Source organism: Thermococcus sp. PK (assembly GCF_000430485.1).
GTDB lineage: Archaea > Methanobacteriota_B > Thermococci > Thermococcales > Thermococcaceae > Thermococcus_A > Thermococcus_A bergensis.
This window is the reverse complement of sequence record NZ_KE387149.1, coordinates 651,122-663,581: the sequence shown is the minus strand read 5'-3', so window position 1 is coordinate 663,581 and position 12,460 is coordinate 651,122. Positions and strand designations below refer to the sequence as shown.

Genomic DNA, 12,460 nt, shown 5'->3' with positions numbered 1-12,460 from the left:
GTAAATAATGGTTTCAGACTTCATGTTCCCCCTTCTTTTTCTAAAGTACTGCCAGTAACTTAAACCTGACACCCCACAGCTTATCCTAACAGTATCCTTCTCTTTTACTAGTTGTAATTTGTTACGCTTTTTTTTTCGTGAGTTCTTACTTTCCAACCGAATCTTCAAGAACCCAATTAACCAAAAGAAACCCAAGTAAAAGAATGAACAAAAAAGAACTTATTGGATAGCATCCTCAATCCTAAGCTGATTTTTATTGCTGTTGCCACCTACCTGCCGGGATGCAGGTTATACCACAGTTATTCTAATATTCTGCTTTGCCAGTAAGCTTCATCACCCAGTAATGCGGAACATCAGGATGATTAGCATCGGCAAGCAGTTTCGCGTACACTAATGCCCAGACAAGTCCTAATAATAACAAGAGGGGAATACTCTCACCAAAGTACTTCTCCACGGTTGCCGCAGTGATGGCAACCCCACCACCAAAATACCTCGTAATCAACAACCTTACCGCGTACCCACCACCCCTCCACCCATACTTTTTAATAAGCGCCTCCCTCTCTTTATCATACAGGAGCAGAATGTAGGGGCTCATGACGAGCGAATACAAAACGCCAAATTTAAATCCAAATTGAGGATCAACAGTACCAAAAATCAAACTAAGCATTTCTGCCGAGATTATTCCAATCAAAAAATTATGAAGAAAACGAGCCAAATAAAGATCTCCCTCATTCATTCTTTATCCCCCAGGATGCTTGTTGGACAAATCTCCCCAATGCATGGAGGATTTGGAGGAGGATAGCTTCTCTCTGGGTACGCATCATATGAAATTTCAACTTGTGCCTTGATATGCTTTTCCCAGCCTCCACTAAAATGACTGCCAAGGAGTTCACTTATGCCCCATGAAACAGTTCCGGATATTACTTTAGAGCCTGTTGTCCCAAACAAAGCCTCAGCAGTCTCTGTTGGGAAGAAAAGAGACATTCCAATACTCACAGTTAGTCCTACGGCATCTGAACCATCCCATGTGTGATAATACAGTTCTAAAGTCGTTAATTCCATCCCTTGATATTCCTGCTTTGGGTGAACTCCAACATAAACAATTCCTCCCGGAACGTCGTCATCAACTGGAATTTTAATTTTAGCAAAAGTAAATTCATAATCCCCGATGAGCTTTGGATTCAGATCCATGCTAATAATAGGAGTTCCCACTGAAGATTTATACTCATCCCAAACACTCACGTATACATAAGGAACGTCATTTTCAAAAAGTCGCTTCCATTCTCCATTAATTTTGATTTCCCATGGAATTTCTATTACAATATAGTCCTTACTTCCATCAAAAATCTCGGTTAATCCATCCCAGTGCCACCAATATGCCAAGTAGATGGTACCTCTGTAAACATAAGATGAATCTGGATCAAATTCAAGGTGAAGCTGATCTTTATCTCCAAAATATTGGGGCTGTATGGGCTCCTTTTGTATTGGTGCTGCCATTGCACTACCAGCCGTCACTCCAACCATCAGCAGTCCCAACAGGACCGCCAGCAACCCCTTCCACTTCATAACGTTTATCTCCTCGAATTGTTTGCAGTGTTTAATAAGAAACTAACTCTTATAAATCTTTCCTTTTACTTAAAGTAAAGATTCCTCCTTTTTGTTTCGGGTATAAATTTATTCCGAGTTAAGTTTTCCATTTAATTTTGGTTGAAAGAAAACCCAAGTAAAAGAATGAACATTAAAATCTAAGCCTTGTCCCCACTTTCTCTCCCCGTATTGCCCTGCTCAGATTCCCCCTAACTTTCCCATTTATGAAATAAACTTCACTGTGCTTTGCTATCTTTAAAGCCTCTCTCAGCTTGTTTCCAATTCCTCCAGTTACATCAATTCCAGCTGACTCTGGACTTTTCAGCAAATGTCTAATTTCTTCAGCATTAAGCTCTTCAATTAGCTTCGCATCTTTTTCCTTCGGATTCCTGTCATAAATTCCATCAACATCCATCATAAAGATAACTTTGCTCGGCTTTAGCATCTTAGCTAAATAACTCACTATCTGATCTCCCGAAAGGATGTCAATGCCTTTATCCAAAGCTATTGCTGTATCTCCAAACAAAATGGGGATAAATCCATTTTCAAAGAGCTTTCTTAAAACTTCAACATCTCCATAAACAACGTGACCGTTCTCTATAAGGAACATTGAGGAAGATGAGACTGAATAAGCTGGCAATCTTTTTTCCAAAAACACCTGAATTATCAAGTCGTTGAGCTTTAGCATAGCTTGATGAGTCTTTGAGAAGCCGATTCTCTTTCTCTCCATATCTCCAACCAAACCCTCACGAATGTTGTATTCTTTGGCATTTGGATGTCCGAAGCTTCCGCCACCGTGAACAAGGATAAAGCTCTCCTCGGGGTAAAACCGGGAGAGTTCTTCTGCTATGTTCTCAAGGACTTCTCGATTAAATGAGTAGGGCACGGTTTTGTCACTTATCACGCTTCCCCCGAGCTTGAGGACTATCATTCTTCGACCTCCTCAATTCTCAGTCCTTCTCTGCTTATCTTTGTTATCATTGGCACTCCACCCGCTATCTTTATGGCCGTTGCCACCTCGCTCTGCTTTCTTGGAGCCAAGGCGTACATACATCCTCCCCCTCCGGCACCTGTTATCTTCGCCCCAAGAGCCCCGGCCTCCCTTGAAGCGTAAACCAAATCGCTCAGGCTTTTTGTTGAGACACCAAGGGCATCAAGCAGGCCGTGATTTATGTTCATCAACCTTCCAAGCAGCTGGAACTTGATTTCCCTGTCGTACTCTGCGAGAATAACTTCTCTTGCCTTTTCTACGAGATTACCCATTGAATTGAGAATAGGTTCAATTATCTCAGGCATTTCTTCGTAGTTTCTTCTAACTTTTGCCACTAATTCCTTTGTCGAGCCGCTTGAACCGGTGTAGCCCACAACTATCGGCAGTTCAACTACAGGCAAGCTCTCGAAAGAGCCCTTTTGGTAGTGGAGAAAGCCCCCAACAGCTGAAACCGTTGGGTCAATGCCGCTCGATGCACCCTGTACGAGGAGCTCTACCTTGTGTCCGAGCTTTGCTATCTCTTCTTTGCTCAGCTCAAGCCCAAGAAGCCTTGATACGGCTCCTATTGTCGCTACTGCAACGGCAGCTGAACTTCCCAATCCTGCCCCTACAGGAATTTGAGAGGTTATTGAAACAGTTATTCCCTTCTGCTTTCCTGCTTCTTCCATTACGAGGTTTATGGCTTCTCTAACATAACTCAAAACTTCTGCAGCCTTTCCATAGTCTGTCTCGAAATAAATCTGGTCTTCGGAAAATGATACCGTCAAGCCAGGGGTTCTTATGTCTTTAGCCTCTATTCTAATCCTTCCGTTTTCATTAAACTCTGCTCTTACATAAGTCCTCAAATCAATGGCTGCAGCTATAGCAGGCTTTCCATAAACTACGCTGTGCTCTCCAAAGAGAATAATTTTAGCGGGTGCGGAAGCAAGAACTCTCATTTTTAACCCTCCCTCTTGATAATTTTCGATAATTCAGATTCTAACTTCGGTAAGTCTGAGGTTATGGTGTGCCAGACGATCTCTAGATCAACTCCAAAGTAAGCATGAATAAGTCTATCTCTCATTCCAGCAATTTCTTTCCAAGGAATTTGAGGGTATTTTTGCCGAATCTCTTTGGGGACATTCTTGGCAGCTTCCCCTATAACCTCCAAGTTTCTCAAAACTGCGTCAATAGTCTTTTCATCTCTTACGAAATCTCTAAATGACATGTCGGCAGTGTAACGTTTTATTTTTTTAATTGAGTTGAGAATATCCTCAATGTACAAATATGGATTTCTCATACGTATTTCACCTCTTGGAGAATTTGCTTCCTAATTTGTTTTTTCAATGCTTTTTTTGTAACTAAATCAACTTTAACTCCGAGTAGAGTTTCAAGATATTCTTGGAGCTTAATAAACTCAATAAACCCGATAGGTCTATGAAATTCAACTAAAATGTCAACGTCGCTTGTTTCCTTTTGCTCTCCTCTTGAATAAGATCCGAAGATACCAATTTTCTTGACCCCAAATTTTTCATAAAGCTCCTTTTTATGAGCTTGAAGTATCTTTTGTATCTCTTCAAGAGTCCTCATCCTACCGCCTCCAGTTCGAGATAATCGTAGTAATACTTCTCGCATTAATGAATACATAAATCGATGTCAGTATCTTTTCGAGCCTGTCCTCTTGCATGTGAGCCGTAAAAAATCTTTTTTCTTTGTCAAGGGAGAGCATTCTACCTATTGCTTCTTCAGTATTCATGATCCAAGATATACACTCCAAATTTATTTTTCTTTTGGTTGTTCTTGTATCCTTCTAATAAATTTCAGATTTTAGAAACTGCATCCATGCAAGGACTATGCCGGCAATTGAGAGCACGAGGATTACTAAGCCAAGAACGTTTACACTCCAGTGCATCTCAAATGTACCGCACGAGGAAGAGCATTTTGTGAAGCTTTCAACACCAATCCCATATCCTAAAAGGGCTGTTAAGGCTAATAGGCCTGTTGTACCCAATGTTTTTGTTGTTTTACTGCCCTCAGGGTAGAATACTGAAAATGCTATTAGGGCCCCTCCAAGCAGGAGAAAGAACATGGCAGACTTTACAATGAGCTCTATGGCATCGGCGTCGTTAAAGTAGGGATTATCTAAGTTGAACAAAAGCTCACCTAAATAAAGTGCAGCTAATATAAAAAGGGAAACTCCCACAAGTCGAATCAACTTTTGAATTGCTTGTTCCATTCCCCATCCCTCAATTTGCAAAACGCCTTCCTAGCAGTTCATGCCTTCCTCATGACAATACTCACATAACCAACTATCGCATCTGTTGACCTGCTTACCTCAAAGCTCGTTGTGTAGTGCAAAACCTCCGCTTCAACTGCCCCGCTGAGTCTTGAGAAGACTATTGCCGTTGCAACTCCTCCCGGACCGCACATTGTATGGTTCATTTTCCTTATCTCGTCGAACATTCCTTTATAATCAAATTCGAGAATCTTTTGAATTACTCTGAAGTCCCATTCCCTAATTCTTCCCAGCAAATCGTCTCCTCTTGCCCTAAAAGGCACGTAGCCGTAGGCATAGCCGTAGTGCATCATGTCCGTGCTTGCTATAACAACTACATCCCTCCCAAGCTCTTGGCTTGCTTCAAATATTGCCCTTCCCAGATCTTCGGCAACCTCTTCATCTTGCAGTCCGAGGGCTATGGGGACGATCTTCACTTCTTTTCCTGCTTTTTCGGAGATGTATTGAATAAAGGGTACCTGCACTTCCAGAGAGTGCTCGTATTTGTGGGCGAACTCGTCCAAATCTGCCAAACCGGAGTGTCTTGCGATAGTCTTTGCTAGCTCAGCATCAACTTCAACATCTCCCATTGGGGTCCTCCAAATGCCTTCAGGGTAAACTGCCACGGGGGAACCGAGGCCGGTGTGGTTGGGCCCTATAATTACAAACGTCTCCGGGAGGCCATCCTCATAGATAGCTTTGTATGTTCTCGAAGCTGTGTAGCCCGAGAAAATATATCCTGCGTGAGGTGCAACTCCCGCGGTAATCTTCCTTTCTTCTCCAAGCTCCCCAAGGTCACTGAAAAACTCATCAAGCATGAGTCTTAGCTCTTCTCCAGAGGGATAAAAGCTCCCGGCAACTGCGGGGTATCTTATCATTTTCATCACCAGAGTCCATTTGCACTTGAAGTTTATTAGAATTTTTGGAAAACTTTAATATAGGTGAGAAATAAAGCTCCTTTTAGGTGAAAATATGTACGGATGGAGAGGTAGAATTGGCTTGATAGTTCCGTCCTCAAATACAACGATGGAGATGGAGCTGCATTCAGCTTTACCTGAGGGAGTATCACTTCACACAGCGAGAATGCCTTTGAAGAACGTTACAGAGGAGGAGCTTTTAGCAATGAGCGGGCTTGCAGTGGAAAGTGCAAAGATGTTGAAAGATGCCGACGTTGACTTAATTCTCTACGGGTGTACGAGTGGCTCTTTCATAGGCGGTGGAGAATTTGACAGGGAGATTGAGGAGAAGATAGAGAGCGAGGTTAAGCTGCCGGTTGTGACGACGAGTACAGCAGTTGTCGAGGCCCTCAAGATTCTCGACTCCCAGAGAATACTTGTCATAACCCCCTACACTGATGAGATAAACCAGAGAGAGAAGGAGTTTTTGGAGGCAAATGAGTTTGAGGTCATAGACATCAGAGGACTTGGAATAGTCGACAATACCAAAATCGGAAGGCTCGAACCCTATGAAGCCTACCGGATGGTCAAGGCACTCTTTACAGATGAGGCAGATGCAATATTCATAAGCTGCACCAACTTGAGGACTTTTGAAATAATCGAGGCTCTCGAAGAGGACCTGGGTGTTCCAGTCGTTACAAGCAATCAGGCCTCTCTGTGGCTTGCTTTGAGGGAACTTGACGTAGGGGAGAAAATCCCCTGGCTCGGAAAGCTTTTTATGGAGTTTTAATTCTTTTACCGATTTTCTTTATCTTCATGAAAATATTTTTAAGCACTCTCTTGTAAATTTTCTTAGAGTACTCACTGAGGGTGATAAAATGATGGAGTTCATCAAGGACTTCCAGAGAATGAACATTTACTTGGCCTACAACGTCAACGTTGACGCAATAGTATATTTGAACGAAAAGCACATAGAGAACCTCATAAAGGAATTTGGAGCAGAGAACATTAAGAAACGAATTGATGAATACCCGAGAGAGATAAACGAGCCTTTAGACTTTGTTGCGAGATTAATACATGCCCTCAAGACCGGAAAACCTCAAGCCGTGCCTCTGGTGAGTGTTGAGACCGATAGATGGTTTGATTCCCGCTTTAAATACGATTCTGAGAGAATTGGGGGACAAGTGGGGGTAATAGCAAATCTCCTTGCCAACTTGGACTTTAATAAAGTAATTGCCTACTCCCCTTATCTTGGAAAAAAACAAGCTGAGATGTTCGTAAATAAGGATAACCTCCTCTATCCGGTTGTCGAAGAAGGAAAGCTTGTCTTAAAGAAGCCTGTCGAAGCTTATAGAGAGAACGACCCGGTGAAGATTAACAGAATTTTTGAGTTTAGAGCCGGCACAAGATTCAAGCTTGGAAATGAGACTATCGAAGTCCCCTACTCCGGAAGGTTCATCGTTGCTTCCAGATTCGAGGAGTTTGCGAGAATTGAAACTTCCCCGGAGCTAAAACCACATCTGCCCGAGATAGGCGAGATGGTAGATGGCGCCATTCTTTCAGGCTATCAGGGGTTAAGAAAATACTACAGCGACGGAAAGGATGCAAACTACTATCTAAGGAAGGCCAAAGAGGATATAAAACTGCTGAAGAAGAAAAAGGACATAAAGATTCACGTAGAATTTGCATCCATTCAGGACAGAGAACTCAGGAAGAAGGTGATCTACAACATCTTTCCTCTCGTTGACAGCGTAGGGATGGACGAGGCCGAGATAGCCCACATACTGAGCGTTCTGGGGTATAGAGAGCTAAGCGATAGGATTTTCACATACAACAGAATTGAGGATGCTGTTTTAGGAGCCAAAATCCTCCTCGATGAATTGAACCTTGAAATCCTTCAGGTGCACACAATCTACTACCTCATGTACATAACCCACAGCGACAATCCGCTCAGTGAGGAAGAGCTGATGAAGTCCTTGGAAGTGGGGACGACCCTTGCAGCTGCAAGAGCATCTCTTGGGGATATCAAAAGGCCGGAGGACATCAAGGTCGGTCTGAGTGTCCCATTCAACGAAAAGGGGGAATACGTGAAGCTGAGGTTTGAAGAGGCAAAGGCCAAAATGAGAACAAGGGAATACAAGATAGTTATTATCCCGACAAGGCTTGTAAAGAACCCGGTATCTACAGTCGGGCTGGGAGACACAATATCTGCTGGGGCTTTTGCAAGCTATCTGAGCATGTTGAGAAGGAAAGAGTGATTTACTTTTTTCTTTTGGAGATCCTGCCCTTTAGGGGAAACGAATATCAGTCTCTCATTATTTCTTCAACAAGCTTTGCTTTTTCCTGCGCTTTCTTTAGGTGTTCCACCGTGACTTTTGTGTATATCTGCGTTGTTGAGAGGTTTGAATGGCCAAGAATTTCCTGGATAACCCTTATATCCACACCCTTTTCCAGCATGTGAGTTGCAAAGCTGTGGCGGAGCATGTGTGGAGTTACCTTCACTCCGGCTTTGCTTCCATACTTTTTGAGAATGTACCATACTGTTTTTGGGGAGAGCTTATCCTTCTTTGCTCTTCTGACCTCAACAAAAAGGTACTCACTTCCATCTTCCCTTGTTTTCAGATAATCCTCGACTTCCTTTAAGAGAAACTCCGGGAGAGGAACTATTCTGTCTTTTGCGCCTTTTCCTCCCCTTACAACTAAAACTCCCCGGTTGAAGTCGATATCCTCTATTTTAAGGTTGCAAACTTCGCTTACTCTTAATCCAGTACCGTAGAGGAGCAGAATTATTAGTCTGTCTCTTTTTCTTGTGGGCGGAACTGCTTTTATGAGCTTTTTCACGTCTTCTCTTGTTAGGCTTTTTGGCAGGCTTCGGGGCACTTTTGGGGATTTCAATCGCTCCGCTTCTTCTTCCAATCCCTCAAACCTAAAGTACGCCTTTAGTGCTTGAACCACAAGGTTGAGACTTTTGTTGGAATACCCGCTTTGTTTAAGATTTGCCAAGAATCGGAGTGCAGAGCGATAGTTTGGAGTCTTAGCTTCTTTTAAGAAACGCTCAACATAGTAAGCATACATTTTGACGGTATGAGGGCTTTTCCCCTCGAGTTCAAGATACGTTTTGAATTCCTCTATAACGTCCATATAAATCACAAAAATAAATTTTAAAGGTTCAGAAGTTTTCGAATTCAGTTATGGGTTCCTCTAATTTTTCTGTAGTTTCTTCCTTTTCTTTAGCTTTCTCCTCTTTGCTTTCTGCTATGCTGAGGCTTAAGTGGACTATTCTAAGCAGCTCGATTACTAGGTCTTCATCATCTGAATATATGTACCCCTGCCCGACAATGATTTTTCCGCCAAGGTTGAGTTTCTCAACTGCCTCTGCTATGTATTTCTCTTCCGGAGGTTCTGTCTCTCCGAAGAGCTCTTTCCATATCTCACTTATCTTAAAAACATTGGCTCTTTTCTTTAAGGATTCTTTCAGTTTGTTGTTCTCCTCAACCAGTTTGCTGTATTCTTCAAGGAGCTCTCCATACTTGCTCTCGAGTTCTTGGTAGTTACTTTTGAGTTTCTCGTTTTCCTGCATAAGCATTTCGTATTTTCCTTTTAGGTCAAGAAGCTGATTTCTCAGTGCCATGTATTCCGGTAAAATCTGGAGACTCTTTAGACCTGCTCTTACGAGGGTATTCTTGAGTTCTTTTCTGACAAGTTCGACATCTATGTGCTCTAGGTCGTGCCCCATAGGTATTTTCATTCTTTCTACGTGCCCAACGAGTTCGCCGAGTTCCTTGAACATTCTCTCTGCCAGTTCCCGTCCAACCCTATCTGCATCGGTGGCTATTATTAGCAAATCTGCTCCTGCCACGGCACTTTTTGCTATTTCCAGATTTGTTGTTGGAATTATTGCAGAGATTGTTATGTTGTACTCGCTGCCAAGGGCTAAGCCTTGAAGGGCTTTACTTACAACCTCCACATCACTTGCTCCTTCGACTAAAATTCTCACATCTACAATAGTCATTCCCAACACCTCCACGGGGTGTTACCCCGAGCTTGTATAGGGCGAGCGTTATAAAAGTCTTTGGGCTACACCTCAATTATAAGGTCGTCGTTTTCTAGAATTACTTCTCCGTTGGGGAGGAGGCTTATCGATATTCCTCTAATCTCTACTCCCTTTTTCTTTGCTTCTTTTAACAGCTCAGCAATCTTGGGATCGCCTTTAACGTAGGGTTTGAACTTTTTGACTCCGGGTAGCGCCCCTATGAAGACTATCATAGCCCTTTTGCCGCTTTCCCTTAACTGTATCAGTTCTTTTATGTGCTTTTGTCCCCTTAAACTTGGGCAGTCAGGATACATAGCATAGTCTTTCTCTCTTAGAACGGCGCTTTTCATCTCTATCCAGACCTCTTCACCACTGCAGTCTAGAAGGTAATCCAGCCTGGAGTTTCCAACTTTAACTTCCCTCCTTTTGATTCTACATCCTTTAAGCCACCTGATTAGTCCCAGCTCAACAGCTCTTTCAAAGGCCCTTGCCTGAGTTCTCGTGTCTATAACTGCTCCTTTTCCATCCTTTTCTAGAAATCCAATCAAAACGAAATCCGTCTTTCCTCCTTGTTTGGGGATGCAAAATGCCCTCTTTCCTTTCACCATGAATTCTTCTAACCTGCCGGTATTTGTTATTAAGGCCTTTTTGAGTTCTCCGTTAACCTCCACCAGCCCCACAAATCTGTTAAGCCTTGTTATGAAGGTGCAATTTATTACCTGAAGGTTCAGCAACATAATGCCTCCCGTCAAAATTCTCGACCTAAAACCTTAAATATTATTCATTCAACATTACGATGAATATCTAAATGAGGTGGTAGTGATGGTGGACTACGAGCTGTTAAAGAAGATAGTCGAAGCCCCGGGAGTTACAGGATATGAGTTTATGGGAGTTAGGGATGTTGTTATTGAAGCCCTGAAGGATTATGTCGATGAAATCAAAGTCGACAAGCTCGGAAACGTTATTGCCCACAAGAAGGGCGATGGTCCGAAGGTTATGATTGCCGGCCATATGGACCAAATAGGACTTATGGTAACTCACATTGAAAAGAACGGTTTCTTGAGGGTTGCCCCAATAGGTGGAATTGACCCAAGAACTTTAGTTGCCCAGCGCTTCAAGGTCTGGATTGACAAGGACAAGTTCATCTACGGAGTTGGTGGAAGTGTTCCACCACACATCCAAAAGCCAGAAGAAAGGACAAAGGCTCCAGATTGGGATCAGATTTTCATTGACATAGGGGCTGAATCAAAGGAAGAAGCCGAAGAGATGGGCGTTAAGATTGGAACCGTGATTACATGGGATGGAAGGCTCGAGAGGCTTGGCAAGCACCGCTTTGTTAGCATTGCATTTGACGATAGAATAGCTGTCTACACCCTCGTTGAGACCGCAAGGCAACTTAAAGAGTCAAACGCTGACATCTACTTCGTGGCAACAGTTCAAGAGGAAGTCGGGCTTAGGGGAGCAAAGACAAGCGCTTTTGGCATTGACCCCGACTACGGATTTGCCATAGATGTAACAATCGCTGCCGATGTCCCAGGCACTCCAGAGCACAAGCAGGTTACCCAGCTCGGTAAGGGAACGGCAATAAAGATAATGGATCGCTCAGTCATATGCCATCCAAAGATAGTCAGATGGATGGAAGAGCTCGCGAAGAAGTACGAGATTCCATACCAGTGGGACATCCTTCTCGGCGGAGGAACTGATGCCGGTGCAATACACCTTAACAAGGCTGGTGTGCCAACCGGGGCAATAAGCATTCCCTCAAGATACATCCACTCGAACGCTGAAGTCGTTGATGAGAGGGACGTAGATGCAAGCGTTAAGCTCATGGTAAAGATCCTTGAGCACATACACGAGCTTGAGATTTGATTAAATGGTTTCTAAGTTTTCTTCTTCTCTTATTACATTCGCTATTTTCTCCTTTTGCATCATGGGGTAGATTTTGTAGAGTTTGTAAATGAAATAAGCCGCTCCTGTGAGAATTCCAGCTATTACGAAGGGAATTTTTGACGGCAACAGAAGACCGCGATGCCACTTGTAGAGAAGGTAGTTCTGGTAGTAGAAAAGGTAAGCTAAAACCGTGATTATAGCTCCCTCAATTCCAGCCTCTATCAGTTTTTTTTGATATTCTTCCATTTTACTCCCTCTCCTCACGATACTGTTAGGATAAGCTGTGGGGTGTCAGGTTTAAGTTACTGGCAGTACTTTAGAAAAAGAAGGGGGAACATGAAGTCTGAAACCATTATTTACTGGGTGGTTTCAGCCTTAAAACCCTTTCGTCGCAACAAAATCCCACCAGAAAAGAAAATCAGGGGAGTAGAATTATACCTGCGAGGCCTCAGTTACCGGCAAACCGCCAGAATACTCAAAATCAGTCACGTAACAGTCTGGGAGGCAGTCCAAAAACTCGCAGAAGCAGTTTACAAGCCAAAAATCCTCGCAGTCAAAAAACAGCGAAACTTCATCGCAGTTGACGAAACAGTAATAAAAATCAACGGGAAGAAAAGATACCTCTGGGCTGCAATTGACGTTGAGAGCAAGGAAGTTTTAGCAGTCTGGATTACGACTGTTAGAAACTGGTGGGTTGCCAGGGATTTCATTCTGGTTGTTTTAAAGTCGTGTGAAGGGCAGCCTGTCTTTCTGGTTGACAGGGCGAGCTGGTATAAGTCTGCTTTTAAGAGTTTGAGGTTGGGTTATCT

17 protein-coding genes are annotated in these 12,460 nt (G+C 43.1%); 4 read left to right on the top strand and 13 right to left on the bottom strand.

What is annotated here, in order from left to right; translation table 11 throughout:
- Positions 1-304: 304 nt before the first annotated feature.
- From THEPK_RS05515 to THEPK_RS05480, 9 genes are all read right to left on the bottom strand, one after another.
- Positions 305-736, bottom strand: coding sequence for a hypothetical protein (locus tag THEPK_RS05515; RefSeq protein ID WP_042699320.1), 432 nt, complete (start codon positions 734-736; stop codon positions 305-307).
- Positions 733-1,536 carry a hypothetical protein gene (locus THEPK_RS05510; RefSeq protein WP_232194541.1) on the bottom strand — a complete coding sequence of 268 codons (804 nt, stop codon included), beginning with the start codon at positions 1,534-1,536 and terminating at the stop codon, positions 733-735. The genes THEPK_RS05515 and THEPK_RS05510 overlap by 4 nt, the downstream gene beginning before the upstream one ends.
- 202 nt (positions 1,537-1,738) lie before the next feature.
- Positions 1,739-2,518: an isopentenyl phosphate kinase gene (locus THEPK_RS05505; protein ID WP_042699316.1), complete on the bottom strand. Its 780-nt coding sequence runs from the start codon at positions 2,516-2,518 to the stop codon at positions 1,739-1,741.
- Positions 2,515-3,516, bottom strand: coding sequence for a mevalonate kinase (locus THEPK_RS05500; protein ID WP_042699313.1), 1,002 nt, complete (start codon positions 3,514-3,516; stop codon positions 2,515-2,517). Before THEPK_RS05500 ends, THEPK_RS05505 begins: the two co-directional genes overlap by 4 nt.
- Positions 3,517-3,518: 2 nt before the next feature.
- Complete coding sequence (locus THEPK_RS05495) at positions 3,519-3,857, bottom strand: HepT-like ribonuclease domain-containing protein (protein ID WP_042699310.1); 339 nt, start codon at positions 3,855-3,857, stop codon at positions 3,519-3,521.
- Entirely contained in the window at positions 3,854-4,147 is a 294-nt protein-coding gene (locus THEPK_RS05490; protein WP_042699307.1) for a nucleotidyltransferase family protein, read from the bottom strand. Before THEPK_RS05490 ends, THEPK_RS05495 begins: the two co-directional genes overlap by 4 nt.
- 1 nt (position 4,148) lies before the next feature.
- A complete protein-coding gene (locus THEPK_RS13805) occupies positions 4,149-4,313 on the bottom strand; it encodes a hypothetical protein (RefSeq protein WP_449355852.1) in 165 nt (54 codons plus the stop codon).
- 54 nt (positions 4,314-4,367) lie between these two features.
- Positions 4,368-4,712: a hypothetical protein gene (locus THEPK_RS05485; protein ID WP_156882145.1), complete on the bottom strand. Its 345-nt coding sequence runs from the start codon at positions 4,710-4,712 to the stop codon at positions 4,368-4,370.
- A 119-nt stretch (positions 4,713-4,831) separates the two neighbouring features.
- Positions 4,832-5,710 (bottom strand): MEMO1 family protein, encoded by an 879-nt coding sequence (locus tag THEPK_RS05480; protein WP_042699303.1) that lies wholly within the window; start codon positions 5,708-5,710, stop codon positions 4,832-4,834.
- A gap of 94 nt (positions 5,711-5,804) precedes the next feature.
- On the opposite strand from THEPK_RS05480, the gene THEPK_RS05475 reads away from it, so the two are divergent.
- Positions 5,805-6,518, top strand: coding sequence for a maleate cis-trans isomerase family protein (locus tag THEPK_RS05475; protein ID WP_042699300.1), 714 nt, complete (start codon positions 5,805-5,807; stop codon positions 6,516-6,518).
- Positions 6,519-6,606: 88 nt separating this feature from the next.
- Positions 6,607-7,986, top strand: coding sequence for an ADP-specific phosphofructokinase (gene pfkC / locus THEPK_RS05470; protein WP_042699297.1), 1,380 nt, complete (start codon positions 6,607-6,609; stop codon positions 7,984-7,986).
- A 46-nt stretch (positions 7,987-8,032) separates the two neighbouring features.
- Here pfkC and xerA read toward each other — a convergent pair whose 3' ends face one another.
- The 3 genes from xerA to sfsA form a co-directional block, all read right to left on the bottom strand.
- Complete coding sequence (xerA, locus tag THEPK_RS05465) at positions 8,033-8,869, bottom strand: site-specific tyrosine recombinase/integron integrase (protein ID WP_042699294.1); 837 nt, start codon at positions 8,867-8,869, stop codon at positions 8,033-8,035.
- A gap of 28 nt (positions 8,870-8,897) precedes the next feature.
- A complete protein-coding gene (locus THEPK_RS05460) occupies positions 8,898-9,740 on the bottom strand; it encodes a toprim domain-containing protein (protein WP_042699291.1) in 843 nt (280 codons plus the stop codon).
- A gap of 65 nt (positions 9,741-9,805) precedes the next feature.
- Positions 9,806-10,498 carry a DNA/RNA nuclease SfsA gene (gene sfsA, locus THEPK_RS05455; protein WP_042699288.1) on the bottom strand — a complete coding sequence of 231 codons (693 nt, stop codon included), beginning with the start codon at positions 10,496-10,498 and terminating at the stop codon, positions 9,806-9,808.
- A gap of 85 nt (positions 10,499-10,583) precedes the next feature.
- Between sfsA and THEPK_RS05450 the strand changes: the two genes are divergently transcribed.
- Entirely contained in the window at positions 10,584-11,630 is a 1,047-nt protein-coding gene (locus tag THEPK_RS05450) for a M42 family metallopeptidase (RefSeq protein ID WP_042699285.1), read from the top strand.
- On the opposite strand, the gene THEPK_RS05445 is transcribed toward THEPK_RS05450, so the two are convergent.
- Positions 11,631-11,897 (bottom strand): hypothetical protein, encoded by a 267-nt coding sequence (locus tag THEPK_RS05445; protein WP_042699276.1) that lies wholly within the window; start codon positions 11,895-11,897, stop codon positions 11,631-11,633. It lies immediately after the preceding gene.
- A gap of 90 nt (positions 11,898-11,987) precedes the next feature.
- Here THEPK_RS05445 and THEPK_RS05440 point away from each other — a divergent pair.
- On the top strand, positions 11,988-12,460 hold a 473-nt coding region (locus THEPK_RS05440), incomplete at its 3' end, for an IS6-like element ISPfu1 family transposase (RefSeq protein ID WP_042699282.1).

Bases quoted from the DNA above. Each gene is read 5' to 3' on its own strand.
- THEPK_RS05515 (WP_042699320.1), bottom strand. From the start codon at position 736: ATGAATGAGGGAGATCTTTATTTGGCTCGTTTTCTTCATAATTTTTTG.
- THEPK_RS05505 (WP_042699316.1), bottom strand. From the start codon at position 2,518: ATGATAGTCCTCAAGCTCGGGGGAAGCGTGATAAGTGACAAAACCGTG.
- THEPK_RS05500 (WP_042699313.1), bottom strand. From the start codon at position 3,516: ATGAGAGTTCTTGCTTCCGCACCCGCTAAAATTATTCTCTTTGGAGAG.
- THEPK_RS05495 (WP_042699310.1), bottom strand. From the start codon at position 3,857: ATGAGAAATCCATATTTGTACATTGAGGATATTCTCAACTCAATTAAA.
- THEPK_RS05490 (WP_042699307.1), bottom strand. From the start codon at position 4,147: ATGAGGACTCTTGAAGAGATACAAAAGATACTTCAAGCTCATAAAAAG.
- THEPK_RS13805 (WP_449355852.1), bottom strand. From the start codon at position 4,313: ATGAATACTGAAGAAGCAATAGGTAGAATGCTCTCCCTTGACAAAGAA.
- THEPK_RS05480 (WP_042699303.1), bottom strand. From the start codon at position 5,710: ATGATAAGATACCCCGCAGTTGCCGGGAGCTTTTATCCCTCTGGAGAA.
- THEPK_RS05475 (WP_042699300.1), top strand. From the start codon at position 5,805: ATGTACGGATGGAGAGGTAGAATTGGCTTGATAGTTCCGTCCTCAAAT.
- pfkC (WP_042699297.1), top strand. From the start codon at position 6,607: ATGATGGAGTTCATCAAGGACTTCCAGAGAATGAACATTTACTTGGCC.
- xerA (WP_042699294.1), bottom strand. From the start codon at position 8,869: ATGGACGTTATAGAGGAATTCAAAACGTATCTTGAACTCGAGGGGAAA.
- THEPK_RS05460 (WP_042699291.1), bottom strand. From the start codon at position 9,740: ATGACTATTGTAGATGTGAGAATTTTAGTCGAAGGAGCAAGTGATGTG.
- sfsA (WP_042699288.1), bottom strand. From the start codon at position 10,498: ATGTTGCTGAACCTTCAGGTAATAAATTGCACCTTCATAACAAGGCTT.
- THEPK_RS05450 (WP_042699285.1), top strand. From the start codon at position 10,584: ATGGTGGACTACGAGCTGTTAAAGAAGATAGTCGAAGCCCCGGGAGTT.
- THEPK_RS05445 (WP_042699276.1), bottom strand. From the start codon at position 11,897: ATGGAAGAATATCAAAAAAAACTGATAGAGGCTGGAATTGAGGGAGCT.